Here is a 24,292-nt window from a genome sequence, read left to right as displayed (position 1 = left end):
GTCGGGTTCCCTCTCACATCCGGAAGACGCCGAAGCCGCCCCGTACGCCCTCGTAGGGCGCGGTGTGCACGGCGGACAGGCACAGGCCAAGGACGGTGCGGGTGTCGCGCGGGTCGATGACGCCGTCGTCGTACAGCCGCCCGGACAGGAACATCGGCAGCGACTCGGACTCGATCTGCTGCTCGACCATGGCGCGCAGGGCGGCGTCGGCCTCGTCGTCGTAGGGCTGGCCCTTCGCCGCCGCGGACTGCCGGGCGACGATGGACAGGACGCCCGCGAGCTGCTGCGGGCCCATGACGGCCGACTTGGCGCTGGGCCAGGCGAACAGGAACCGCGGGTCGTAGGCGCGCCCGCACATGCCGTAGTGCCCGGCGCCGTACGACGCCCCCATGAGGACCGACAGGTGCGGGACCCGGCTGTTGCTGACCGCGTTGATCATCATCGAGCCGTGCTTGATGATGCCGCCCTGCTCGTACTCCCTGCCGACCATGTAGCCGGTGGTGTTGTGCAGGAAGACCAGCGGGATGTCGCGCTGGTTGGCGAGCTGGATGAACTGGGCGGCCTTCTGCGACTCCGCGCTGAAGAGGACCCCCTGGGCGTTGGCGAGCACGCCGACCGGGTAGCCGTGCAGCTCCGCCCAGCCGGTGACCAGGCTCGTCCCGTACAGCGGCTTGAACTCGTCGAAGTCGGAGGCGTCGACGATCCGGGCGATGACCTCGCGCGGGTCGAAGGGGGTCCTGAGGTCTCCGGGCACGATCCCCAGGAGTTCGTCCTCGTCGTACTTCGGGGGGACGGCCGGTCCCGGGTCCGAGTACGCCTTGCGGTGGTTGAGGCGGGCGACGACCCGGCGCGCCTGGCGCAGGGCGTCGGGTTCGTCGACGGCGAAGTAGTCCGCGAGGCCGGACACGCGCGCGTGCATCTCCGCGCCGCCCAGGGACTCGTCGTCGCTCTCCTCCCCGGTGGCCATCTTGACCAGCGGCGGCCCGCCGAGGAACACCTTCGCGCGCTCCTTGACCATGATCACGTGGTCGCTCATCCCGGGGATGTACGCGCCGCCCGCCGTGGAGTTGCCGAAGACGACGGCGACGGTCGGGATCCCGGCCGCCGACAGCCGGGTGATGTCCCGGAAGATCGCCCCGCCGGGGATGAAGATCTCCTTCTGGGAGGGCAGGTCGGCGCCCCCGGACTCCACCAGGCTGATGCAGGGCAGCCGGTTGGCGAGCGCGATGTCGTTGGCGCGCAGCGCCTTCTTCAGGCTCCACGGGTTGGAGGCGCCGCCGCGCACGGTCGGGTCGTTGGCGGTGATCAGGCACTCCACGCCCTCCACCACCCCGATCCCGGTGACGAGGGAGGCGCCGACGGTGTACTCGCTGCCCCACGCGGCGAGCGGCGACAGCTCCAGGAACGGCGTGTCGGGATCGAGCAGCAGCTCGATGCGCTCCCGCGCGAGCAGCTTGCCCCGCTTGCGGTGCCGGGCGACGTACTTCTCGCCGCCGCCCGCGAGCGCCTTGGCGTGCTCGGTGTCGAGTGCGGCGAGCTTGGCGAGCATGGCCTCGCGGTGGGCGGCGTAGTCGGCGCCCGTGGTGTCCAGGGAGGTGGGAAGGACCGTCACAGCAGGGTCTCCGGGATGTCCAGGTGGCGGGAGCGCAGCCATTCGCCGAGCGCCTTGGCCTGCGGGTCGAAACGGTGCTGGGCGGCGACGCCCGCCCCGAGGACGCCCTCGACGACGAAGTTGAGGGCGCGCAGGTTGGGCAGGGTGTGCCGTACGACGGTCAGGTCCGCGGTCTCCGGGAGGAGTTCCCGGAACCGTTCGACGGTGAGGGTGTGCGCGAGCCACCGCCACGCCTCCTCCGACCGCGCCCACACGCCGACGTTGGCGTCCCCGCCCTTGTCGCCGCTGCGGGCGCCGACGACCCGGCCGAGGGGGGCGCGGCGGGTGGGTCCTTCGGCCACCGGTGGGGCGGGCGGCTCGGGCAGCGGCTCCGGTACGCGCGTGTGGGGGGCGGCGGCCACCGGGACGCGCCGCCCGTCGGGCAGGACGGCCACCTGCGCCACGGCGCCCCGCTCCACGTACGACGCCTCGAAGACGCCGTACGGGCTGCCCTTGCCGGGCGGGGCGGTGACGTGGAAGCCGGGGTAGCTGGCGAGGGCGAGTTCGATCGCGGCGCCGCTGAGGGCGCGTCCCACGGCCTCCTGGTCGGGGTCGCGGACGACGAGCCGGAGCAGGGCGCTCGCGGTCTCCTCGGTGGCGGCGTCGGGATGGTCGGTGCGGGCGAGTTCCCAGCGGACCTCGGCGGGCGGCCGTTTGGCCAGCGCCCGGGTCATCTGGTCCCTGACCAGCGCGGCCTTGTCGTCGATGCCGAGGCCGGTGAGGACGAAGACGACCTCGTTGCGGAAGCCGCCGAGCCGGGTCCGGCCGACCTTGAGCGTCGGTGGCGGGGCCTCCCCGCGCACCCCCTCGATCCGCACCCGGTCGGGACCGTCCTGGGTGAGGCGCGCGGTGTCGAGGCGGGCGGTGACGTCGGGGCCCGCGTACCGGGCGCCGCCGGTCTCGTACAGGAGCTGCGCGGTGACGGTGCCGACGTCGACGAACCCCCCGGTCCCGGGATGCTTGGTGATGACGCACGAGCCGTCCTCACGCACCTCGGCGAGCGGGAAGCCGGGCCGTGTGAGGTCGGCCCGCCCGGCGGCCTCCTGGAAGAAGGCGTAGTTGCCGCCCGTGGCCTGCGTCCCGCACTCCAGCACGTGCCCCGCGACGACGGCGCCCGCGAGCCGGTCGTACTCCGTCGGCGCCCACCCGAAGTGCGCGGCGGCCGGTCCGCTGACCAGCGCGGCGTCCGTGACGCGCCCGGTGACGACGACGTCGGCGCCCGCGTCCAGACAGGCGGCGATCCCGAACCCGCCGAGGTAGGCGTGCGCGGTGAGGCTCCCCGGGTAGGCGCCGGTGAGGTCGTCACCCTCGACGTGCGCGACCCGCACCGGCAGGCCGAGCCGGTCCGCCAGCTCCCGTACGGCGTCCGCGAGCCCGGCCGGGTTCAGCCCGCCCGCGTTGGCGACGATCCGCACCCCGCGCTCGTGGGCGAGCCCGAGGCACTCCTCCAACTGCCGCAGGAACGTGCGCGCGTACCCGGCGGCGGGGTCCTTCAGCCGGTCCCGCCCCAGGATCAGCATGGTCAGCTCGGCGAGGTAGTCGCCGGTCAGGACGTCGAGTTCGCCGCCGGTGAGCATCTCGCGGACGGCGTCGAAGCGGTCGCCGTAGAAGCCGGAGGCGTTGCCGATGCGGAGGGTCATCCGGCCGCCCCCCTGGGCGTGCGTCCGGCGCCGGGCGGGCCCGCGAACGCCTGGGCGATGTCGAGCCAGCGGTCGGCGTCGGCGCCCTCGGCGCGCAGGGCGAGGTCGGCGCGGTGGGCGCGCTGGGTGACGAGCAGGCAGAAGTCGAACGCGGGCCCGGTGACGCGCTGGGCGGCCTCTTCAGGGCCGTACGCCCATACGTCCCCCTCCGGTCCGGTGAGTTCGACGCGGAACGGCTCGGCGGGCGGGGTGAGCCCGTGCACGGTGTACGCGAAGTCGCGGGTGCGGACGCCGAGCCGGGCGACGTGCCGCAGCCGGTCGGTGGGGGCAGGGGTGACGCCCAGCGCGTCGGCGACGTCGAGGCCGTGCGCCCAGGTCTCCATCAGCCGGGCGGTGGCCATCGAGGCGGCGGACATCGGAGGGCCGTACCAGGGGAAACGGGCGCCCTGCGGGGCCGCGCGCAGGGCGCGGTCGAGGGCGGTACGGCTCTCCCGCCACGACCTGAGGAGTTCGGCGGGCTGGGTCCGGGCACCGTCCTCGGCGCCCTGGTCGACGAAGGTGTCCGGCGCCGCGAGGGCCTGCTCGACCATGCCCTGGAAGCCGTCAACGTCGGTCACCGCGACCAGCGCCGCGCGGTCCGTCCAGGCGAGGTGGGCGATCTGGTGCGCCACCGTCCAGCCCGGCGCGGGCGTGTCGAGCCGCCACTCCTTCTCACCCAACTCCCGCACCAGGGCGTCGAGTTCCTCACTCTCCCGGCGCAGGTCGTCGATCACGGGCGTGGGATCGGACACGGCTGGCTCCCCTCGGGCACGGCGGCGTGAGGGGGAGCATGGCAGCGGGGAGAGAAACAATCAAGCGTGCTTGCATGAATCGGTGACCGACGGAAACAGGGTGCGCGTGACCGGTGCCCCCGCCTACCCTCGGGGCATGACCTGGCGACATTGATCTACTGAGCCCGCCTCCCGAGGGCCGCCTCCGGAGCCGTCATCCCGGCATCCGAAGCGACGACCCTCTGGGAAGGCCCCATGACCACTTCACCCGCGCGGGTGGGCGACGCCCGTGCCGTACGGCGGCTGACACGCCCCCTGTACTGCTACGCGTACCTGGACGAACTCGTCCTGCTCTACCCCGTGTACGCGCTCCTGTTCGCCGACAGCGGTATGTCCGGCTGGCAGATCTCCTCGCTGTTCGCCCTCTGGTCGCTGACGTCCGTCGTCGTGGAGGTGCCGTCCGGCGCCTGGGCCGACGCCGTGTCGCGGCGCCTGCTGCTCTGGCTGGGCCCGCTGATCACGGCGGTGGGCTACGCCCTGTGGGTGCTCACCCCGTCCTACCTCGCCTTCGCCGCCGGTTTCGTCCTGTGGGGCGTCAAGGGGGCACTGGGTTCGGGCGCCCTGGAGGCGCTGGTGTACGAGGAGCTGGACCGTGTCGGCGCCTCGGACCGCTACGCCCACGTCATGGGGCGCGTGCACTCCCTCGGCCTGTTCGGCGTCGTGACGGCGATGGCCGTGGCGGGGCCCGTCTTCGCGTCCGGTGGGTACGGGGCCGTGGGCGCGGCGAGCGTCGCCGGGTGCGTGCTGACGGCGGTGGCGGCGTGGCGGCTGCCCGAGCACCGGGGGGACGCGGCGCCCGAGTCGGCGCCGGACAGCTGGTCGGCGGCCCTGCGGGACGGCGTGAAGGAGGTGCGCGGCAGCCGTGCCGTGCTGGGCGCCCTGCTCCTCGTCCCGGTCGTCACGGGCGTCTGGGGCGCGCTGGACGAGTACACGCCGCTGCTGGTGCGGGAGACGGGGGTGGCGGACCTCGCCGTGCCGTGGCTGCTGCTGGTGATCTACGTCGGCGCGACGGTCGGGGGGCTGGTCGCGGGGCGTGCGGCACGGCTGGGCGCCGTCCACCTCGGGGTCCTGCTGGCCCTCTCCGGCGTGGCGATGGCGGCGGGCGCGCTCTGGTGCGCACCCGCGGGCGTCGTCCTGGTCGGCCTCGCCTTCGGCGGCTTCCAACTGGCCACCATCCTGGCCGACGCCCGCCTCCAGCACACCATCACCGGCCCGGCGCGGGCGACGGTGACGTCCCTGGCGGGGGTGGCGACGGAGGCGGTGACGATCGCCGTGTTCGCGTCGTACGCGGCGGTGACGTCGGGGGCGTCGCACGGGGTGGCGTTCGCGGTGCTCTCGGTGCCGTACGGGGTGGCGGGGGCGGGGTTGGTGTGGGGGAGGTGGGGGGTTAGGTCCAGGTGAGGCGTTGGCCGTTGGGGCCGACGTGCAGCCGCATACGGTCGGCCGACGGGGAACCGGCCGTCCGCCACCGTGTGACCTGCCCGGTGATGTCGTCCCACAGCCGTGCCGCACCGCCCTGCCGGACCATCCACCGCGCGCCGTCCCCCGCGCCGGCCCTGTAGACGACCGCCCATGCCTCGGCGTCCACGTCGATCACGACGTGTTCCGTCCGGCCGTCGTGTTCCAGAGTGAGCCGCTGAGCACGCGGGGCGGCGAACTGTGCGACGAACCGGGCCGTCCAGTCGTCGAGGACGTCCGCGCCCAGCTCCGTGGGCATCGCGTCGCCCTCGCCGAGGTCCGGGAGGATGCCCAGCGGGGGCGGCAGGTGGGGGCGGGCCAGCATGAAGGAGACATGGCCGCCGAGGACGGGACCGCTGGCCGTGCCGTCCTCGGCGACCGTGAGGCGGACGAGTTCGGACGCGTGCAGCCAGCCACCGACCGTGACCAGGATCTCGCCGCCCGGCCGTGTCTGGGCGAGCCAGTCCACCGGCACGGTGCGCACACCGCACGTGGCGATCACACGGTCGTACGGGCTGCCCGGCGCATGGCCCGCGAGCCCGTCACCGACCACGCGGGTGGGCCAGTACCCCGCGCCCGCGAGCGCCATCCCGGCCCGTGCGGACACCTCGGCGTCGACCTCGACCGTGGTCACGTTGTCCTCGCCGACGACATGGCACAGCAGCGCCGTCGAGTAGCCCGTGCCCGTGCCGATCTCCAGGACGCGCGTCCTGTCGTTGGCCCGCAGTTCATGGAGCATCCGCACCACGAGGCTCGGCAGCGTGGACGACGACGAGGGGGCCGCGGCGATGCGCCCCTCGACCTGGTCGGGGAACACGCCCCCGGCCACCTGGGTCACGAGGGTGTCGTCCTCGTAGATCCGCGCGAGCCCTCCCGGCAAGTCCCCGGACGCGGGCCGGTACCAGCCGCCCTCCTCGTACTCGAACCAGCCGCGCGTCAGGAACGCCTCGCGGGGTACGGAGACCACCGCCGCCTCCCATTCCGGACGGCTCAGGGCGCCTCCCTCGGACAGTCGCCGGGCCAGATCGGCGCGCAGGTGCGCCGAGCGCAGGGGATCAGTCATGCGGGCTCGCTCCGTTCTCCAGCAGGTCTGCGATGGCGTGGGTGATCGGCAGTCCGGCCGCGTCTTCGAGCCACGCCCACTGGCCGTTCGGGTTGCACTCCAGGAACCACCATGCGTCGTCCGCGGTCACGGCGAAGTCGAAGGCGCCGAAGTCCAGCCCGAAGGCGGCGAGATAACGCCGTAGGCGCCAGCGCAGATCCTCCGGGCAGGCGACCGGTTCGTAGGTGAGGTCCTGGTACGCGGCTCTCCAGTCGAGGACACCCGGCGGCGCGACGATCCGGGCGCTGAACACCTGCTCGCCTACGACGACCACCCGCACGTCCGCCGTCTTCGGCACCCGCGCCTGGAAGAGGTGCGCGCTGTGACACACCGCGTCGTCGATCTCGTCCGCCCCGACCGGGGCGGCCCAGATCCCGGCAGGCTCGCCCTCCATCTCGTACGCGCCCGCGTGCAGGGGCTTGTACCGGTGCGGCGAGGGGGAGCCGTTACGCAGGGGCACCAGACGGCGCAGGCCCCACGGGGTCTCCTGGTTGATCTGGCTCATGTTTCCGTCTCTCCTTCTCAGATCGCCGTGCTCGTCACCAGCCAGGTCCGCGCGCACCATGTGGTCCAGTTCCGCGACGCACGGGCCGCAGGCGTACATGTCGCCCGTCGCGCCGGGCGTGGTCACCGAGCCGACCCACAGCACGCGCACGCCCTGCCGTCGGCAGTACAGCCAGCAGGTGCCCGTCGTCCACGGGTTGCCGTCGTCCGTCCGCGCGACGAGCGGCCACGGGTCACGCCACCGGCGCGCGGTGACCGGGACGAACGTCACGCCGCGCTCGCGAACAGGCGCCGGGTCACAACGGTGCCCTCTGTTCCGTGCGCGCCGAGTGCTTGACGTGCAGGAAGCCGCCCGACTTCTCGATCTCGCGGGCCACCTCGTCGTACTCCTGCGGGAGGGACGAGATCATCGAGCGCCACGCCGTGAGCACGGCCCCGGCCTCTCCGCTGCTGACGTACCCGAGGGCCCGCTCCAGCCCGGCGCGCCCGCGTGGGGGCAGGAGACCCGCGCGTTCCTCGATCACTTCCGTGATCTCCCAGCCGAACGCCTGGGCGTACTCCGTGCACTCCTCGCGGGGCACCGCGATGTTGGTGTTGGGGGCGGCGCACAGGTAGATCACACAGCGGAACCGCTGGACGACGCCTGCCGCCGCGTCGGCGAGCGCCCTGCGGCGCTGGAGATCGCCTTCACTTCTCTTGCTGACCATGCATCAATCGTGACCGACCGATCACCCCTAGTGAAGTGACGGAGGGTGAGGCCGGACGGAGTCATCCAGCCTCAACTCGTACGCACCGTAGGGATCATGTGAGCAACGGCACACCGATGACGTCACCGATCCTGCGGACCCGCGCCGTCGACACGTGCGCGAGGCGCTTGCCGATGATGCCGGGAAGTGCCTGGTGCTTGACCCATTCCGGGGCGTCGAGGCCGACCTCGATGAGGGTGTCCGCGGCCTGGTCATGCAGACCGGCGGCGCACTGGGCGAGGGCGACGTCGAGTTTGTAGCGGTTGCGGGCGAGTTTCGGCGTGGAGGGAGGCAGCTTGGTGTGCGCGGCCAGCTTCAGTGCCTTTCCGTAGTTCCCGAGAGCTACGGCGATTCCCACAGCCTCGGTGCTGGCCGACGTCGGGCCGAAGCGCGTGCCGTGCAGCTGCTCGTCGCGGCCCAGCCGCGCCGCAGCCGCGTGCGCCTGCGACAGGTAGTCGTCCGCCGTCACCGCGTCGCCCTTGCGCGATGCCGCCACCGCCGCAGAGATCATCAATCGGCCGTACGCGACCAACTGAGGACGAGGCGCCCTACCGAAGGAGGGCTCGATTTGCAGGGCCGCACGCTCCGCGACTGCGACGGCCCGGGGAACCTTGGCACTGCGCAGGTGAATCCATGACAGCGTCGACTCCAAGAGCGCCGCCAGAATGGGGTCCCCGGAGTCTTCAGCCAGGCGACGAGCGGAGGTGAGCGCACTCAGGGCGAGGTCACGCTGCTCGAACAGGACGGCGGTTGAAGCGGAGAACCAGTAGGCGCCAGCGAGGACCAGTCCCAGCCGCTCACGCTCGTATCCCGTCGCTTCCCGGTACTGGACCGTCCCTTCGTGCAGCACCTGCGCAACGAGTCCGCTCAGTTCACCGAACTCGCCCCGCCAGTACGCGGAGTACACGCGGTCCTGAACAGTCGACAGCTGGTCGAGCGTGCTCGGCTCCCCCACACAGTCCCAGTCTCCGAGGGCGCTTTCGTGCACCGCGTCGGAGATCCGGCGCAGAGCGGCCCTGGTGTCCTGATTCATTCCTCGGCGGGGGGCCTGCTGGCCGAGTATCACGGACACGTCCGTCCTCAGAGCGTTGGCGAGCTTGAGCAGCGAACCGATCGACAGCTCCCCTCGGTCCTGCTCCGCCTTCTGCACCACAGCCAGGGACAGTCCTGCCGCCTCCGCCAGCCCTTGCTGCGTCAGATCGGAGCCCCGCAGATGCTTGATGCGCTTGCCGTTCGACAAATCGGCCCAGTTGCTCACGGTCACCCCAGTGCGTTAGCTCAGGCTGCTGTCCTTCGATGGTAGAGGCGGAACGCCCGGACAATCAGAGCGAAGTCACTCTTTCCCCTTCACCCGCCCCCGACCCCGCCCCACCTGCGTCCGCACCGCCCCCATGCTCGCCGCGATGACCAGGGCGATGGCGGCGGCCTCCGTGGGGGACAGGGTCTGGCTGAGGATGAGGAAGCCCGCCGCGGCGGCGAGGGCGGGTTCCAGGCTCATCAGGATCGCGAAGGTCGACGCGGGCAGGTGGCGCAGGGCGAGGAGTTCGAGGGTGTAGGGGAGGACGGAGGAGAGGACGGCCACCGCCGCTCCCAGGCCGAAGGTCACCGGGTCCATGAGCTTCGTACCGGACTCGGCGATGCCCAGCGGCAGGAAGACCACCGCCGCGATCGCCATGGCGAGGGCGAGCCCGTCGGCCTGGGGGAAGCGGCGGCCGGTGCGGGCGCTGAAGACGATGTACGCCGCCCACATCGCCCCCGCGCCCAGCGCGAACGCGGCACCCACGGGGTCCAGGTCACCCACGCCCCCGCCGAGCAGGAACACCCCGGCGAGGGCGAGGGCGGCCCACAGGATGTTGATCGCGCGGCGGGAGGCGAGGACCGAGAGGGCCAGCGGGCCGAGGACCTCCAACGTGACCGCCGGTCCCAGCGGGATGCGGGCGACGGCCTGGTAGAAGAGGCCGTTCATCGCGCCCATGGCGAGGCCGAAGAGGAGGACCGTGTTCCAGTCGGTGCGGGAGTGGCCGCGCAGCCGGGGCCGGCAGACCACGAGCAGCACGATCGCGGCGACCAGCAGCCGTAGCGCCACCACGCCCAGCGCCCCGGCGCGCGGCATCAGGCTCACCGCGAGCGCGCCGCCGAACTGGACGGATATGCCGCCCGCCAGGACGAGGCCGACCGGACCCAGGGAGCCGCCTCGGCCGGAGGCGCCGTCCGGCGCGGAACCGGCGGCGGCCGGGGCAGCGGAGGTCGGGGGGCCGGGAAGGGCGCTGGGGGTGGTCACGGCGACTCCGGGTCGAGTGCGGGCAGGTCGTTCACTTCACTGTACTTACCAGGCCACCGGAGTGGACTCGGTCAGGCGTGTAAGCGCCCCACGCAACTGTCCGGCGTGGGGTGCGCGGCTGTCAACGGGTTACCAGTGCGTGGACGGGTCCCGGCACCCGGTAGCGTCCGCGCTGGGATCCCCCCACCCTTCTCCGGAGGCCCCGTGCGACGACTCCTGCCCGTGCTCTGGCGCGCCCTGCGCCCCGTACAGCACCGTCTGGTCTGGTGCCTGAACGCCAAGTTCGTCGTCGGCGTGACCGGGGTCGTGCGTGACGGCGAGGGCCGGGTGCTGCTGCTCCGGCACCGGATGTGGCCGCCGGGACGCCAGTGGGGGCTGCCCAGCGGCTTCGCGCACAAGAACGAGGACTTCCGGCACAGCCTCGTCCGGGAGGTCAGGGAGGAGACCAACCTCGACGTCGCGGCAGGCCGCCTGATCATGCTGAACAGCGGCCACCGCACCCGCCTGGAGGTGGCCTACGAGGCCGAGCTGCTCGGCGGTGAGCTGCGCCTCGACCCCGCCGAGATCCTGGAGGCCCGCTGGTGCCACCCGGACGAGCTGCCCGCCGACGTCCAGCCCGTGTGCCGCCCCCTGGTCCGCGGGGAGACCACCGTCTGAGGCCCCCGCCCCGGTCAGAGGTGCTCCGCCAGCACCTCCGCCAGGTGCCTCCCCCGCACCCCCGCCAGCTGCTCCAGCTGGGTCCGGCACGAGTAGCCGTCCGCCAGGACCACCGCCTCCCCCGGCGCCTGCCGCACCGCGGGCAGCAACGCCTCCTCCGCGCAGGCCCGCGACACCCCGAAGTGCCCCTTCTCGAAGCCGAAGTTCCCCGCCAGACCGCAGCAGCCGCCGGTCAGCTCCCCGGTCAGCCCGGCCGCGGTGCGCAGTCGGCGGTCCGCCGCGTCGCCCAGGACCGCGTGCTGGTGGCAGTGGGTCTGCCCGACGACGGGACGGTCCAGACGCGGTGGCCGCCAGTGGGGCGCGTACCGCTCCAGCGCCTCCGCGAACGTCACCACCCGCGCCGCCAGCGCCGCCGCGCGCGGGTCGTCGCCCAGCAGTTCCGGCAGGTCGGAGCGGAGGGCCGCCGCGCAGCTCGGCTCCAGGACCACGACCGGCACGTCCGCCGCGAGCACCGGCGCCATCAGCTCCAGCGTGCGCCGCAGCACCGCGCGGGCCTCGTCGAGCTGGCCGGTGGAGACGTACGTCAGGCCGCAGCACACGCGCGAGCGGCGCAGTGCCGCGAGCGGGTCCAGGAGCCTCGACGAGCCGTCCCCCACCGTCGCCAGCCGCCGCGTCGGCGGCAGCGCCACCCGCAGCCCCGCCGCCTCCAGCACGCGTACGGCGGCCCGTCCCGCGTCCGGCGACAGGTGCTCGGTGAAGGTGTCCGGCCAGAGCACGACCAGCGCGCCGCTCGCCCGCCCGGCGGGCCGCCGCCGACGCCACCACGCGCTGAACGTCTCCCCCGCCAGCCGCGGGATCCCCCGCTCCGGCGCGATCCCGGCCAGCCGCTTCGCCAGCGCCGCCAGCGGCCGTACCCCGGCCAGCGCGTTGACCAGCGGCGCGGTCCGCGTGCGAGCGGTCCAGCGCAGCCAGCGGGGCAACCGGCCCAGCGCGTGGTGGGCGGCGGGGCGGCGGCGTCCGGCGTAGTGGTGGTGCAGGAACTCCGCCTTGTACGTGGCCATGTCGACGCCGACCGGGCAGTCCGAGCGGCAGCCCTTGCAGGACAGGCACAGGTCGAGGGCGTCGCGGACCTCCGTGGACCGCCAGCCGTCGGTCACCACCTCGCCCGCGAGCATCTCGTGCAGCAGCCGGGCACGCCCGCGCGTGGAGTGCTCCTCCTCGCCGGTGACGCGGAAGGACGGGCACATCACGGCGGGCCCGGTCGCCGTCGTCGTACGGCACTTGGCGACGCCGACGCAGCGGCGGACGGCCGCCGAGAAGTCGCCGCCGTCGGCGGGGTAGCCGAAGGCGACGTCGACCGGCTCGCGCGGGAGGGGTGCGAAGCGCAGGTTCTCGTCGAGGCGGTGCGGGCGGACCAGCATCCCCGGGTTGAGGAGGTCGTCGGGGTCCCAGACGGCCTTCGCGCGTTCGAACAGGCGGACCGTCTCGGCGCCGTACATCGCGGGGAGGAGTTCCGCGCGTGCCTGTCCGTCGCCGTGCTCGCCGGAGAGGGAGCCGCCGTGGGACACGACCAGTCCGGCCAGTTCCTCGGAGAAGCCGCGGAAACGGGCGACGCCCGCCTCCGTCAGCAGGTCGAAGTCGATGCGGACGTGCACGCAGCCGTCCCCGAAGTGCCCGTACGGCGTGCCGCGCAGGCCGTGGGCGGCGAGCAGGGCGCGGAAGTCGCGCAGGTAGGCGCCGAGCCGGGCGGGCGGCACCGCGCAGTCCTCCCAGCCGGGCCACGCCTCCGAGCCGTCCGGCAGCCGCGTCGCCGTACCGCTGGCGTCCTCCCGGATCCGCCACAGCGCGCGCTGTCCCGCCGGGTCGGTGACGACCGCCGAGTCCACGACGTCGGCGGCGCGCACGACCGCCTCCGCACGCGCGCGTGCCTCCGCCTCCGACGCCCCGCCGGTCTCCACGAACAGCCACGCGCCGCCGCGCGGCAGCCCGGCCGCGTCCGGCACCAGGTCCCGCGCCATGCCCTCGACCGTCAGCGGCCCGTACGGCAGCAGCCCGGCCGCCGCCTGCGCCGCCGCGCTCTCGTCGCCGTAGCCGAGCACGGCGAGCGCACGCGCGCGTGGGGACTCGACCAGGTCCACGACCGCTTCCGTGAGCACCCCGAGGGTGCCCTCCGAGCCGCAGAACGAGCGGGCGACGTCGGCGCCGTGCTCGGGGAGCAGCGCGTCGAGCGCGTAGCCGGAGATGCGGCGGGGCAGGTCGGGGAAGCCGGTGCGCAGCCGCGCCAGCTCGACCTCCACCAGCCCCCGCAGGCCCTCCGGGGCGCCCTGCCACTCCCGCCCGAGCCGCAGCCGCCGCCCGCGCGCGGTGAGCACCGTCAGCTCGCGGACGCTGTCCGCCGTCGTCCCCCAGGCCACCGAGTGGGAGCCGCAGGAGTTGTTGCCGATCATGCCGCCGAGGGTGCAGCGGCTGTGGGTGGAGGGGTCGGGGCCGAAGCGCAGCCCGTGCGGCGCGGCGGCCTCCTGGAGGCGGTCGAGGACGAGTCCGGGCTGGACGACCGCCGTGCGCGCCGCCGGATCCAGGGCGAGCAACCCGCTCATGTGCCGGGTGAAGTCCAGCACCACGCCCGTCCCGGTCACCTGCCCCGCGATGGACGTCCCCCCGCCGCGCGGCACGACCGGCGTCCCGTGCGCCCGGCACGCCTCCAGGACGGCGGCCACGTCGTCGGCGTCGCGTGGCGCCACGACGCCGAGCGGGACGCGCCGGTAGTTGGAGGCGTCCATGGTGGTCAGCGCCCGGTCCGTGACGCCGAACCCCACCTCGCCCCGGACGGTGGCCCGCAGGTCGGCTTCGAGATCGGTGATGCCCCTCATGCCCGTCATGCCCTCAGGATGCCCCGTGGGCGCCGCGCCGCACGGGCGGCCCGCGCACGGCCCGTACGCGCCCCCCGCGAGGCCCGTGCGCTCTCCGATTCGCCCCGGTTCCAGGCGATCCACGGGAAACCGATTTCTGAGAAGTCAGACCGGGCGCCCCGGAAACCTCTCAAGAACCTTCCCAGGCTGATCAGGAACTCACCTATAGTGTCCGCCAGTTGCGCGTGAGTGTCGGCTCCCGCCCGAATGAGACCGGACATTTCAAGGAACCGCCCGAGGGCCACCCAGGACGAACGGTGACAGCCCGCGGACCCGACCGAGGACACCACCTGATGACCTCCCCCACGCTCCCCGGCGACCGCCCCGCCCTGCGCGGCCTGCTCCCCGTCCCGCTGCTCACCGCGGCGCTCGCCGCACTCGGCGTCGTCGTCGCGGCCGTCCTCGCGCCGGACTCCGCGCACACGTACGTGGCGGTCGTCGGGACGCTGGCCGCCGTCGCGCTGTGCGCCGCCGTCGCCGTCGCCGTGTACGCCAGACAGGCCGAACGGGCCGCCCGGCGACGGCTGGACGCCGTCACCCAGGACATCGGCCGCCTCCTCCAGGAACGCGCCCGGCTGGCCGAGGAGTCGCAGCGGCAGCACGACCGGCTCACCGGCGAACTGACCCGCGAGCGCGCCCGGCTCACCGCCGAACTCGACCAGGAGCGCACCCGGCTCTCCGACTCCCTCGCCGCCGAACGCGACCGCCTCACCACCGCGCACGCCCAGGAGACCGCACGGCTCACCGAGGAGCACGCGGCCCAGCTCGCCCAGCTCTCCGAGGAGCACGCGGCCCAGACGGCCCGCCTCACCGAGGAGTACGCCACCCGCACCGCCCGCCTCACCGAGGAGAGCGCGGCCAGGACCGCGCAGCTCACCGAGGAACGCGAACGGCTGGTCGCCGACAACGCCCGCCTCGGCGCCCGGCTGCGCGAGGCCAACACCGTGCGGGCCGCCACCCTCTCCGCCACCGCCAACGCCGCCGGCCGGATGCAGGCGCTGGCCACGAGCATGTTGGCCGACCTGCGCGGCATGGAGGAGCGGCACGCCGACGAGGAGGTCCTCGCCGACCTGCTCTACCTCGACCACCGCACCGCCCAGGCCGGACGCCTCGCCGACTCCGTCGCCGTCCTCACCGGCGCCCGCTCCGGCCGCCGCTGGGCCCGGCCCATCGGCATGGAGTCCATCCTGCGCGGCGCCATGGGCCGCATCGGCGGCTACCAGCGGGTGCGGGTGCACTCCACCAGCGAGACCGCCGTCGCCGGGCACGCCGCCGAAGGCGTCATGCACGCCCTCGCCGAACTCCTCGACAACGCCGCGAACTTCTCGCCGCCGACCGCCGAGGTCCACGTGTACGTCGAGGAGGTCCCCGCCGGGGTCATCATCTCCGTCGAGGACAGCGGCCTCGTCATGGGCGAGGCCCAGCTCCGCCGCGCCGAACGCGCCGTCTCCGGCGAGTCGGCCGACCTCGGCGGCCTCACCGGCACCCGGCTCGGCCTCACCGTCGTGGGCAAGCTGGCCCAGCGGTACGGCCTCAAGGTCTCCTACCGCCCCTCCGCCCGTGGCGGCACCGGCGTGCTGATGCTCGTACCGCAGGACATCCTCGCGCCGGAGGAGTCGACGGCCGGGGCGGCCCCGAAGGCCCTCAACGGCACACCGGCCAGGAGCGCGGCGCCCGCGCCGAAGAGGCTCACGCCGCAGGGGTCCGCGAAGGGGCACGTGGGGACGCCCGACCAGGCCGCGGAGGCGCGCGAGGAGTCCGCGGTGACCCCCGAGGCGCCACCCGCCGCCGCCCCGGCCCCCACCACCCCCGAGACGACCCCCCGTCCCTCGGAGCCCTCCGAGGCCCCCGAGCCCCACCAGCTCCCCCGCCGGGAACGCACGCACTCCCCGTCGAGCACCACGCCGACCCCGCCCCCGGCCTCCCTCCCGGACCTGGGCACAGCCCTCGACCCGGACCCCACCCTCACCCTCCGCCGGGAGGTCGACCGCGAGCCCGCCCCCACCCACGAGACCGCGCCCGACGGGGCCGACCCGGCGTCGGAGACCGCGTCGGAGGCGCCCCGCGCGCTCCCCAAGCGCCGCCGCGGCCGGACCCTCGCCGAGGCCGAGCGCGCCCGGTCCCGCGGCTCCGGCGACCGGGACGCCACCCCCCGCCCCGCCCCCACCGCCGAGGAGACCCGGGCCCGCACCGCCCGCTTCAGCAGCTTCCGCGAGGCCGTTCGCAAGGTGGAGGCCCAGAGCGGCGACACCCCCACCGGTCCCGCTGCCCCCGTACCGACCACCCCCGCATCGGAAGGCGACACCACCACATGACCGGCACGACGACCGCCGACGAAAAGCTCACCTGGCTGATAGAGGGCCTGCTGGAGCGCACGCCCGGCGCGCGGCACGCACTCGTGCTCTCCCGCGACGGACTGAAGCTGTGCCGCACGCCGGAGCTGTCCGCGGACCAGGCCGACCAGCTCGCCGCCATCGCCGCCGGTATCCAGTCGCTGTCGCACGGCGCGTCGGTGGAGTTCGGCGACGGCAGCGGGGGTGTGCGCTCCGCGATGACCGAGTTCTACGGCGGCGTGCTGTTCATCGTGGAGGCGGGCGACGGCGCCCATCTCGCCGTCGTCACCGCCGAGGACGCCGACCCCGGACTCGTGGGGCACAACATGAGTGAGCTCGTCGAGCAGTTGGGCGAGCACCTGACCGCCCCGCCCCGCAGCTCATGAGCCGCCCCGGCAGGGACGACGCCCCGGACCGGCTCTACACGCTCACCGGCGGACGGACCCGGTCCGGGCCGGGCAACCCCTTCGACCTGGTGACGCTCGTGGTCGCCGAGTGCGACCCGGTGCCCGGAATGCAGTCCGAGCACGCGGCGATCCTGCGCATGACCGAACGCCCCACGGCGGTCGTGGAGATCGCGGCCGAGCTGAAGCTGCCGGTGAGCATCACCCGCATCCTGCTGGCCGACCTCCAAGCGGGGGGCCGGGTCAGCGCCCGGCACCCGCGTACGGCCGCCGTACCCGACCCCGACATCCTGGAGCAGGTGCTCGTTGGACTCCGCAACCTCTGACCCGCGCACGCCCGCTGAGCCGCGCCCGGCGTCCGCGACGCGCGCGCCGCTGGGCGCCTCGGCCGACAACGGCCTCAAGATCGTGGTCGTGGGCGGCTTCGGCGTCGGCAAGACGACCATGGTCCGCTCGGTCAGCGAGATCCGTCCCCTCAACACGGAGGAGACGATGACGCAGGCGGGCGAGTCGGTCGACGACACCAGCGAGGTGCGCGGCAAGACCGCCACCACCGTCGCCTTCGACTTCGGCCGCATCACGCTCGACGCCCGCAACGTGCTGTACCTGTTCGGCGCGCCCGGCCAGGAGCGGTTCTGGTTCCTGTGGGACCGGCTGTTCTCCGGCACCCTCGGCGCGGTCGTCCTCGTCGACACCCGGCGCATCGACGACTCCTGGTACGCCATCGACCGCCTGGAGAAGCACGGCACGCCGTTCATCGTCGCCTGCAACGACTTCGGCGGCCCCGGCTTCCCGCCCGAACAGGTCCGCGAGGCCCTCGACCTCGACCCCCACGTACCGCTGGTGCGCTGCGACGCGCGCTCCCGGGCCTCCAGCAAGCTGGTGCTGATCACGCTGGTGGAACACATCCAGGCCCGGTACGCCGACCCCTCCCGAGCCACCCGTCAGGAGCTGGTGTGACCGCCCCCACCCCCGTCCATCTGAGCGGCCCGGCGCTCCAGGGCGAACCGGCCCGCGTCTACCGGGAGATGCGGCGCGAGCACGGCAGCGTGGTGCCGGTGCTGCTCGACGGCGACGTACCGGCCTGGCTGGTGCTCGGCTACCGCGAGCTGCACCAGGTCACCGGCGACCCGGTGCTGTTCAGCCGCGACTCCGAGCTGTGGAACCAGTGGGAGAACATCCCCGACGACTGGCCGCTGCTGCCGATGATCGGCCACAAGCAGCCCTCGATCCTCTACACGGTCGGCGAACGCCACCGCGAGCGCGCCGCGATGCTCGGCAACGCGCTGGACGCCATCGACCCGTACGAACTGCGCGGGTACGCCGAGAAGTTCGCCGACGAGCTGATCGACGGCATCTGCCCGCAGGGCAGCGCGGACGTCATCGCCGAGTACGCGATGCTGCTCCCGGTGCGGGTGCTGGCCCGGCTGTTCGGCTTCCCCGACGAGGCGGGGCCGGGCCTGGTCACCGCCCTCAACGACATGATCGACGGCCGGGAGAAGGCGATCGCCGGGCAGACGCACCTGTTCACGTCGATGACGGAACTGGTCGCCGCCCGGCAGCAGGAACCGGCCGAGGACGTCGTGTCGCGGATGATCGCCGACCCGTCCGGGTTCACCGCCGAGGAGATCTGCCAGGACCTGATGGTGATGACGGCGGCGGGCCACCAGCCGACCGCCGACTGGATCGGCAACTCCCTGCACCTGATGCTCACCGACAGCCGGTTCGCCGCCTCCCTGTTCGGGGGCCGCAACAGCGTCGCCGAGGCCATGAACGAGGTCCTCTGGGAGGACACCCCGAGCCAGAACATCGCCGGGCGCTGGGTGTCCCGCGACACCCAGCTCGGCGGACGGCGGCTGCGCGCCGGGGACCTGGTGCTGCTCGGCCTCCAGGGCGCCAACTCCGACCCGCAGGTGCGCACCGACGGCTCCGCGCTGACCGGCGGCAACAACGCGCACTTCTCCTTCGGGCACGGCGAGCACCGGTGCCCGTTCCCGGCGCAGGAGATCGCCGAGGTCATCGCGCGGACCGGCATCGAGGTGCTGCTCGACCGGCTCCCGGACATCGACCTCGCGGTGCCCGCCGACAAGCTGACCCGCCGCCCCTCACCGTGGCTGCGCGGCCTGACCGAACTCCCGGTGACCTTCACACCCACCCCCGCCCTTGGAGGCACGCAGAGATGACGGCTGGCACGGACACGCCGACGACCGGCACCGAACAGACCCGTATCCACCTCGACCCCTTCGTCTCCGACCTGGAGGGCGAGAGCGCCGCGCTGCGGGCGGCCGGGCCGCTGGCCGCGGTGATGCTGCCCGGCGACGTCCCGGTGTGGGCGGTCACCCACCACGCCGAGGCGAAGAAGCTGCTCACCGACGCGCGCGTGGTCAAGGACATCAACGTCTGGACGGCCTGGCAGCGCGGCGAGATAGCCCCCGACTGGCCGCTGATCGGGCTGGCCAACCCGGGCCGCTCCATGCTGACCGTGGACGGCGCCGACCACCGCCGCCTGCGCACCCTGGTCGCCCAGGCGCTCACCCCGCGCCGGGTGGAGCGGATGCGCGCCCGGATCACCGAGCTGACCGAGGGCCTGCTGGACCGGGTGGCCGCGCACGACGGTGACGTGGTCGACCTGAAGGCGGAGTTCGCCTACCCGCTGCCCATGTACGTCGTCGCCGACCTGATGGGCCTGGCGGAGGAGCGGCTGCCGCGCCTGAAGGAGCTGTTCGAGAAGTTCTTCTCCACCCAGACCCCGCCGGACGAGGTCATCGCCACCCTCACCGAGCTGGCCGGGATCATGGCCGACGCGGTCGCGGAGAAGCGCGCCCACCCCGGCGACGACCTGACCTCCGCCCTGATCGCGGCCTCCGAGGACGGCGACCAGCTCACCGACCAGGAGATCGTCTCCACCCTCCAGCTCATGATCGCCGCCGGTCACGAGACGACGATCTCTCTGATCGTCAACGCGGTCGTCAACCTCTCCACCCATCCCGACCAGCGCGCACTCGTGCTCTCCGGCAAGGCGGACTGGTCGGCCGTGGTGGAGGAGACCCTGCGCTGGTCCACCCCGACCTCGCACGTCCTGATCCGCTTCGCCACCGAGGACATCCCGGTCGGCGACAAGGTGCTGCCGAAGGGGGACGCGCTGATCGTGTCGTACGCCGCGATCGGCCGCGACGAGCAGGCGCACGGCCCGAGCGCCGGGGAGTTCGACATCACCCGGGAGACGACCAACCGGCACATCGCCTTCGGCCACGGCCCCCACGTCTGCCCCGGCGCGGCCCTCTCCCGCCTGGAGGCGGGCGTCGCGCTCCCGGCCCTGTACGCCCGCTTCCCCGGCCTGGACCTGGCGGTCCCGGCGTCGGAACTGCGCAACAAGCCGGTCGTCACGCAGAACGACCTGTTCGAACTGCCGGTGCGGCTCGGCGCCTGAACACGTTGCGGAGGAGGGGGTGGGGCGGTCCGCCCCGCCCCCTCCTCCGCACGGCCCCTCACCTGGTCTCAGCCTTGTCTCAGCGGCCGGACGAAGTTGCGCCCGGGTTTCCCGTAGCGGATAGGCTCCGGACCGTGGCTGAGATCCAGATCCCCTCTGACATCAAGCCCGCGGACGGTCGTTTCGGCGCGGGTCCCTCCAAGGTGCGGACGGAGGCGTTGGCCGCACTGGCGGCCACCGGCACGTCCCTCATGGGCACCTCCCACCGCCAGGCTCCGGTGAAGAACCTGGTCGGCAAGGTGCGCGAAGGCATCAGCGAACTGTTCCAGCTGCCCGAGGGCTACGAGGTCGTCCTCGGCAACGGCGGCTCCACCGCCTTCTGGGACATCGCGACGCACGGACTGATCGAGAACAAGTCGCAGCACCTCAGCTTCGGCGAGTTCTCCTCCAAGTTCGCCAAGGCCGCCAAGCTGGCCCCCTGGCTCGCCGAGCCCACCGTGATCTCCGCCGACCCGGGCTCCCACCCGCAGGCGGCGGCCGAGGCGGGCGTCGACGTCTACGCCTTCACCCACAACGAGACCTCCACCGGCGTGGCGATGCCGATCCAGCGCGTCGCGGGCGCCGACGAGGGCGCCCTGGTCCTGGTCGACGCCACCTCCGGCGCGGGCGGCCTGCCCGTCGACGTCGCCGAGACGGACGTCTACTACTTCGCCCCGCAGAAGTCCTTCGCCTCCGACGGCGGCCTGTGGATCGGCGTGTTCTCCCCGGCGGCGATCGAGCGCGCCGAGCGCGTGCACGCCTCCGGCCGCCACGTCCCGGAGTTCTTCAGCCTGCCGACGGCGATCGACAACTCCCGCAAGAACCAGACGTACAACACCCCGGCGCTCGCCACCCTGTTCCTCCTCAACGAGCAGCTTGAGTGGCTCAACGGCCAGGGCGGCCTCGACTGGTCGGTGCGCCGCACCGCGACCTCCGCGCGCACCCTGTACGGCTGGGCCGAGGACGTCAAGTACGCCAACCCGTTCGTCACGGACCCGGCCAAGCGGTCCGCCGTGATCGGCACCATCGACTTCACCGACGAGGTCGACGCCGCGGCGGTCGCCAAGGTGCTGCGCGCCAACGGCATCGTCGACACCGAGCCGTACCGCAAGCTCGGCCGCAACCAGCTCCGCGTCGCGATGTTCCCGGCGGTCGACCCGGCGGACATCGAGGCGCTGACGAAGTGCGTCGACTACGTCATCGAGCAGCTGTGACGCCGTAACGCCGATCGCGCGTACGACGGTGGGGGCGCCCGGAGCCGATCCGGGCGCCCCCGGTCACGTCTCCTCCCTCCGCTTGGTGGCCTCCCGCCCAGCGCGAACCAGACGACGGGCAGCGAGGGTCATGGCGTCCGGCCGCTACCCGCTCCTCGCCGGCCTCGACGAGAACACCTGGGGCCCCGACTTCGACCACTTCGAGTACGGCCTCCAGCGCATCCTGGACGGCCTGGAGGTCACGGTCAGGCGCCGCGCGACCGAGTAGCCCGCCGGAAAAGAACCACCACGAGCAACAGCCCCGCCACGGCGACGGCACCGACCTGAAGCCCGCGCCCACCGCCGTCCTCCCCGTCGGCGGCCCCCGGGGCGCGCCCCTCCCCGGAAGGCGAGGACCCCTCCCCCGCTGCCCCCGGCGCGTCCTCGGGCTCCACCCGACTGTCGGCCCCTTCAGCCCCGTACATCAACTTCTCCCCGTCAGCGGTGAAGGTGACGGACTCCCCCTGCCCGAGAAAGGGCACCCCGACCCGCCCGGTCTTCTTCGGCTTCCCGCCGTTCCACTCATAGGCGACGGACCCGAAGTAACTGCGTACGACGAGGGTGTCGCCGTCCGGGGAGAGGGCGGCGTCGGTGGCCTCGAGGTCGGGCAGACCGGCAACCGGCTTGAAGACGTTCGTCCCGGACGAGGACAACTCCGCGGGCCCCTCGTACAGACGCCCGCCCTCGGTGTTCTTGTCGACGATGTAGACACGCCCGGTCTTCGGATGCACGACGAGCGACTCGGCGTCGCGGGCCCCGTCGGAGTACGTCACGACGTACTGCGTGGCCTTGACGGTCTGGTCCTTCAGCTCCTTCGGCTCGGGAAGCTGATAGATCCAGACGTAGTCCCACGTGCCCCCCAGGTTGTCCCCGATGTCCCCGACGAAGATCTGATCATCGGGCCCGATGGAGATGGCCTCGACGTCACGCGGCTCACCGATCCCCGTGAGGGTGAGCGTGGCGACGGTCTCGCCGGTGGAGCCGTCCACGGCGTACAGGTAGGCGCCGTCGTCGCTGTCGTTGTGGGTCCAGTAGACGCCGGGGTGCTGGTGGGAGGCCGCGAGCCCGCTGGACTCGGTGATGCGCGGATCCTTGATGGTGAAGCCGTCGTCGCCGTCGGCGGAGGCGGACGGCACGGCGACCGCACAGACGAGGAAGGCGAGCAGGACGGCCCTCAGCAGGCGAACGAAGGATCGGCGCATGGCCCAAGCCTGCCATCCCGGGCGGCGGTTCACGGAGGGTGGTGGACCTCACGCCCCGCCCGCCCCCGCGATCGTCCATCATGAGCGAATGCTCAGGTTCATGCCCGTAGGCGACTCCATGACCATCGGCAGCGCGGGCGAGCACACCTGGCGCTACCGCCTGTGGCGGCACCTGTGCGAGACGTACGGCGGCCCGTTCGCCGTCGTCGGCCCCCGGGAGACCCTCTACGACAAGTCAGCCGACGCCCCCACCTCCTACGCCTACGCCGACCCCGACTTCCCCCGCGCCCACCTCGCGGGCTGGGGCGAGGGCTGGCTGCACATGGCCCCCCTGATCGGCGAGGCGGTACGCGCCTGCCGCGCGGACGTCCTGCTCGTCTCCCTCGGCCTGATCGACCTGGGCTTCTACACCAACGCCGAGCAGACGGCGGAGAACGTACGGTCCTTCGTGGCGGAGGCGCGGGGAGCCAACCCGCGCGTGCGGATGGTGATCCTCCCGGTGATCCCGAACATCCGCGCGGCTTCCGACGCCGCCTTCGCCAACCAGGTCTCGTCCTTCAACGACCTCCTGGCGAAAACGACCGCCGACCTGGACGAACCCCGCTCACCCCTCCTGCTGGCGGCCCTCCCGGAGTCGTACGACATCCACACCGACACCTACGACGGCACGCATCCCAACGCGAGCGGCGAGCACCGGATCGCGGCGACGTTCGCGGAGGCGCTGTACCAGGGGTGGGGCGTCGGGGCGCCGTACGCTGGGTGACGGAACGACGCCGTTACCCGGTCACCGTGCGTATCGTTATACCGCGCGGCTGTACTCGCCGGAGCGCAGCCGGGAGGAGCGCCACGATGACCCTCGTAGACGACAGGATCGCCATGGCCGAGGTCGACCACCTGAGCTTGGACGAGTGGTTCGAGCGACTTGAGCGGATGCCCGTCCCCGAAGGATTCAGGGTCGAGATCGTTGAGGGCAGCGTCTATATGACACCGCAGCGGGGCATTCACTTCGACATCATCCAGGAGATTCTCTGGGCGCTCGAAGACCACTTCGGGAGGAGGCGTGCGAAGTGGTACTCGGACGTCCGCATCGACTTCCCCGGCCAGGACAACGGCTTCTGCCCTGATGTGGTGAAGATGCGCGAGGGCACCTCGGCGGACGAAGCGGGCCAGTGGCGACACGAGGACGTCGAATTCGTCGCCGAGGTCATCTCACGGGGCACGGCCCGCAACGACTACGGCCCCAAGAAGATCGCCTACGCCAAGGCCGAGGTCCCCGTCTACCTCATCGCCGACCCCTACCAGGGCAAGTGCCACGTCTACACCGACCCGAAGGACGGCGACTACACCACCGAGACGACGATCACCTTCGGCACGGACGTCGACCTCACCCACACTCCCCTCGGCCTCACCATCAAGACGGCCGACTTCCCTCGCGACTGAGCCCCCAACACTCACGCCCACCACGCCGTGACCGTCGGGGCCGCCCGCTTCTTTTGTCAGGATCGTGCTTCCGCGTCCCGGCCTCAAGGGCGCTGCGCTGTCGCTCCGCGTCGGCTGCGCCGATCGGCCTGCGGCCGCCCCTTGACCCCGGGCCGCTCCAGCACGGGTGAGAAGCGCGCGGACGGCCCGGAAAGACGGGGGGCCGGGGCCTGTTGGTCCCTCACGTCTGCTTCTGGGTGGGGGTGGGTGTGGGGGCGCGTCGTCGCCTCGCCTGCACGCCGGGTGGGCTTAGCGGCTTGCGGGCCGGTGGGGGTGGCGGGGGTGGCGGGAGGTGTGCTCCGGGTGGGCTGCGGGGCGGGCCGGGAAGCGGGGGCGCGCTGGCGTCTCGCCTGCACGCCGGGCTGGCTTAGCGG

22 protein-coding genes are annotated in these 24,292 nt (G+C 73.0%); 12 read left to right on the top strand and 10 right to left on the bottom strand.

Annotation, left to right across the window (positions count from 1 at the left end; genetic code table 11):
• Nucleotides 1–13: 13 nt before the first annotated feature.
• From ABZ659_RS29545 to ABZ659_RS29535, 3 genes are read right to left on the bottom strand one after another with little or no spacing between them, the layout of a single operon-like run.
• Nucleotides 14–1,612 (bottom strand): carboxyl transferase domain-containing protein, encoded by a 1,599-nt coding sequence (locus ABZ659_RS29545; protein WP_360225718.1) that lies wholly within the window; start codon nucleotides 1,610–1,612, stop codon nucleotides 14–16.
• Complete coding sequence (locus ABZ659_RS29540) at nucleotides 1,609–3,291, bottom strand: acyclic terpene utilization AtuA family protein (RefSeq protein ID WP_360225715.1); 1,683 nt, start codon at nucleotides 3,289–3,291, stop codon at nucleotides 1,609–1,611. Before ABZ659_RS29540 ends, ABZ659_RS29545 begins: the two co-directional genes overlap by 4 nt.
• The gene (locus tag ABZ659_RS29535; protein ID WP_360225712.1) at nucleotides 3,288–4,082 is read right to left on the bottom strand and encodes a TIGR03084 family metal-binding protein; all 795 of its coding nucleotides are present in this window, start codon (nucleotides 4,080–4,082) and stop codon (nucleotides 3,288–3,290) included. The genes ABZ659_RS29540 and ABZ659_RS29535 overlap by 4 nt, the downstream gene beginning before the upstream one ends.
• A gap of 234 nt (nucleotides 4,083–4,316) precedes the next feature.
• Between ABZ659_RS29535 and ABZ659_RS29530 the strand changes: the two genes are divergently transcribed.
• Nucleotides 4,317–5,522, top strand: coding sequence for an MFS transporter (locus ABZ659_RS29530; protein ID WP_360225709.1), 1,206 nt, complete (start codon nucleotides 4,317–4,319; stop codon nucleotides 5,520–5,522).
• Here ABZ659_RS29530 and tgmC read toward each other — a convergent pair.
• The 5 genes from tgmC to ABZ659_RS29505 form a co-directional block, all read right to left on the bottom strand.
• Nucleotides 5,509–6,642 carry an ATP-grasp peptide maturase system methyltransferase gene (gene tgmC, locus ABZ659_RS29525; protein WP_360225706.1) on the bottom strand — a complete coding sequence of 378 codons (1,134 nt, stop codon included), beginning with the start codon at nucleotides 6,640–6,642 and terminating at the stop codon, nucleotides 5,509–5,511. The genes ABZ659_RS29530 and tgmC overlap by 14 nt on opposite strands.
• Nucleotides 6,635–7,456 (bottom strand): hypothetical protein, encoded by an 822-nt coding sequence (locus tag ABZ659_RS29520; RefSeq protein WP_360225703.1) that lies wholly within the window; start codon nucleotides 7,454–7,456, stop codon nucleotides 6,635–6,637. Before ABZ659_RS29520 ends, tgmC begins: the two co-directional genes overlap by 8 nt.
• Before the next feature lie 25 nt (nucleotides 7,457–7,481).
• Nucleotides 7,482–7,892 (bottom strand): recombinase family protein, encoded by a 411-nt coding sequence (locus tag ABZ659_RS29515; protein ID WP_360225700.1) that lies wholly within the window; start codon nucleotides 7,890–7,892, stop codon nucleotides 7,482–7,484.
• Between the two features lie 94 nt (nucleotides 7,893–7,986).
• On the bottom strand, nucleotides 7,987–9,189 hold the full coding sequence (locus ABZ659_RS29510) for a helix-turn-helix transcriptional regulator (RefSeq protein WP_360225808.1): 1,203 nt from the start codon (nucleotides 9,187–9,189) through the stop codon (nucleotides 7,987–7,989).
• 75 nt (nucleotides 9,190–9,264) lie between these two features.
• Nucleotides 9,265–10,212 (bottom strand): EamA family transporter, encoded by a 948-nt coding sequence (locus ABZ659_RS29505; protein ID WP_360225697.1) that lies wholly within the window; start codon nucleotides 10,210–10,212, stop codon nucleotides 9,265–9,267.
• Between the two features lie 204 nt (nucleotides 10,213–10,416).
• On the opposite strand from ABZ659_RS29505, the gene ABZ659_RS29500 reads away from it, so the two are divergent.
• On the top strand, nucleotides 10,417–10,869 hold the full coding sequence (locus ABZ659_RS29500; protein WP_360225694.1) for an NUDIX hydrolase: 453 nt from the start codon (nucleotides 10,417–10,419) through the stop codon (nucleotides 10,867–10,869).
• 14 nt (nucleotides 10,870–10,883) lie between these two features.
• Here the strand turns inward: ABZ659_RS29500 and ABZ659_RS29495 are convergent, their stop codons facing one another.
• A complete protein-coding gene (locus ABZ659_RS29495) occupies nucleotides 10,884–13,730 on the bottom strand; it encodes an FAD-binding and (Fe-S)-binding domain-containing protein (RefSeq protein ID WP_360225805.1) in 2,847 nt (948 codons plus the stop codon).
• A 341-nt stretch (nucleotides 13,731–14,071) separates the two neighbouring features.
• Here ABZ659_RS29495 and ABZ659_RS29490 point away from each other — a divergent pair, with 341 nt between their 5' ends.
• From ABZ659_RS29490 to ABZ659_RS29455, 8 genes are all read left to right on the top strand, one after another.
• Entirely contained in the window at nucleotides 14,072–16,093 is a 2,022-nt protein-coding gene (locus ABZ659_RS29490; RefSeq protein ID WP_360225691.1) for an ATP-binding protein, read from the top strand.
• Entirely contained in the window at nucleotides 16,090–16,497 is a 408-nt protein-coding gene (locus tag ABZ659_RS29485; protein WP_360225688.1) for a roadblock/LC7 domain-containing protein, read from the top strand. Before ABZ659_RS29490 ends, ABZ659_RS29485 begins: the two co-directional genes overlap by 4 nt.
• Nucleotides 16,494–16,841, top strand: coding sequence for a DUF742 domain-containing protein (locus ABZ659_RS29480; RefSeq protein ID WP_360225685.1), 348 nt, complete (start codon nucleotides 16,494–16,496; stop codon nucleotides 16,839–16,841). Before ABZ659_RS29485 ends, ABZ659_RS29480 begins: the two co-directional genes overlap by 4 nt.
• On the top strand, nucleotides 16,822–17,475 hold the full coding sequence (locus tag ABZ659_RS29475) for an ATP/GTP-binding protein (protein WP_360225682.1): 654 nt from the start codon (nucleotides 16,822–16,824) through the stop codon (nucleotides 17,473–17,475). The genes ABZ659_RS29480 and ABZ659_RS29475 overlap by 20 nt, the downstream gene beginning before the upstream one ends.
• Nucleotides 17,472–18,698, top strand: coding sequence for a cytochrome P450 (locus ABZ659_RS29470; protein ID WP_360225679.1), 1,227 nt, complete (start codon nucleotides 17,472–17,474; stop codon nucleotides 18,696–18,698). Before ABZ659_RS29475 ends, ABZ659_RS29470 begins: the two co-directional genes overlap by 4 nt.
• Nucleotides 18,695–19,945, top strand: a complete 1,251-nt coding sequence (locus ABZ659_RS29465; protein WP_360225676.1) for a cytochrome P450 — start codon at nucleotides 18,695–18,697, stop codon at nucleotides 19,943–19,945. Before ABZ659_RS29470 ends, ABZ659_RS29465 begins: the two co-directional genes overlap by 4 nt.
• A gap of 134 nt (nucleotides 19,946–20,079) precedes the next feature.
• The gene (gene serC, locus ABZ659_RS29460; protein WP_360225673.1) at nucleotides 20,080–21,198 is read left to right on the top strand and encodes a phosphoserine transaminase; all 1,119 of its coding nucleotides are present in this window, start codon (nucleotides 20,080–20,082) and stop codon (nucleotides 21,196–21,198) included.
• A gap of 82 nt (nucleotides 21,199–21,280) precedes the next feature.
• Nucleotides 21,281–21,466 carry a TetR/AcrR family transcriptional regulator C-terminal domain-containing protein gene (locus ABZ659_RS29455; protein WP_360225670.1) on the top strand — a complete coding sequence of 62 codons (186 nt, stop codon included), beginning with the start codon at nucleotides 21,281–21,283 and terminating at the stop codon, nucleotides 21,464–21,466.
• On the opposite strand, the gene ABZ659_RS29450 is transcribed toward ABZ659_RS29455, so the two are convergent.
• Nucleotides 21,444–22,439: a WD40 repeat domain-containing protein gene (locus ABZ659_RS29450; RefSeq protein ID WP_360225667.1), complete on the bottom strand. Its 996-nt coding sequence runs from the start codon at nucleotides 22,437–22,439 to the stop codon at nucleotides 21,444–21,446. The genes ABZ659_RS29455 and ABZ659_RS29450 overlap by 23 nt on opposite strands.
• Before the next feature lie 88 nt (nucleotides 22,440–22,527).
• Here ABZ659_RS29450 and ABZ659_RS29445 point away from each other — a divergent pair, with 88 nt between their 5' ends.
• Together ABZ659_RS29445 and ABZ659_RS29440 are read left to right on the top strand one after the other, a co-directional pair.
• The gene (locus ABZ659_RS29445) at nucleotides 22,528–23,202 is read left to right on the top strand and encodes an SGNH/GDSL hydrolase family protein (RefSeq protein ID WP_360225664.1); all 675 of its coding nucleotides are present in this window, start codon (nucleotides 22,528–22,530) and stop codon (nucleotides 23,200–23,202) included.
• An 86-nt stretch (nucleotides 23,203–23,288) separates the two neighbouring features.
• Complete coding sequence (locus ABZ659_RS29440) at nucleotides 23,289–23,879, top strand: Uma2 family endonuclease (RefSeq protein ID WP_360225661.1); 591 nt, start codon at nucleotides 23,289–23,291, stop codon at nucleotides 23,877–23,879.
• The last annotated feature ends 413 nt before the right edge of the window (nucleotides 23,880–24,292 follow it).

This window comes from Streptomyces sp. NPDC006997 (assembly GCF_040635175.1).
Classification (GTDB): domain Bacteria; phylum Actinomycetota; class Actinomycetes; order Streptomycetales; family Streptomycetaceae; genus Streptomyces.
This window is presented reverse-complemented; position numbering and strand designations above follow the sequence as displayed.

Excerpts from the sequence above, each read along its gene's own strand:
- ABZ659_RS29515 (WP_360225700.1), bottom strand. The coding sequence starts at position 7,892 with ATGGTCAGCAAGAGAAGTGAAGGCGATCTCCAGCGCCGCAGGGCGCTC.
- ABZ659_RS29480 (WP_360225685.1), top strand. The coding sequence starts at position 16,494 with ATGAGCCGCCCCGGCAGGGACGACGCCCCGGACCGGCTCTACACGCTC.
- ABZ659_RS29450 (WP_360225667.1), bottom strand. The coding sequence starts at position 22,439 with ATGCGCCGATCCTTCGTTCGCCTGCTGAGGGCCGTCCTGCTCGCCTTC.
- ABZ659_RS29490 (WP_360225691.1), top strand. The coding sequence starts at position 14,072 with ATGACCTCCCCCACGCTCCCCGGCGACCGCCCCGCCCTGCGCGGCCTG.
- ABZ659_RS29465 (WP_360225676.1), top strand. The coding sequence starts at position 18,695 with ATGACGGCTGGCACGGACACGCCGACGACCGGCACCGAACAGACCCGT.
- ABZ659_RS29440 (WP_360225661.1), top strand. The coding sequence starts at position 23,289 with ATGACCCTCGTAGACGACAGGATCGCCATGGCCGAGGTCGACCACCTG.
- ABZ659_RS29540 (WP_360225715.1), bottom strand. The coding sequence starts at position 3,291 with ATGACCCTCCGCATCGGCAACGCCTCCGGCTTCTACGGCGACCGCTTC.
- ABZ659_RS29485 (WP_360225688.1), top strand. The coding sequence starts at position 16,090 with ATGACCGGCACGACGACCGCCGACGAAAAGCTCACCTGGCTGATAGAG.
- ABZ659_RS29530 (WP_360225709.1), top strand. The coding sequence starts at position 4,317 with ATGACCACTTCACCCGCGCGGGTGGGCGACGCCCGTGCCGTACGGCGG.
- tgmC (WP_360225706.1), bottom strand. The coding sequence starts at position 6,642 with ATGACTGATCCCCTGCGCTCGGCGCACCTGCGCGCCGATCTGGCCCGG.
- ABZ659_RS29445 (WP_360225664.1), top strand. The coding sequence starts at position 22,528 with ATGCTCAGGTTCATGCCCGTAGGCGACTCCATGACCATCGGCAGCGCG.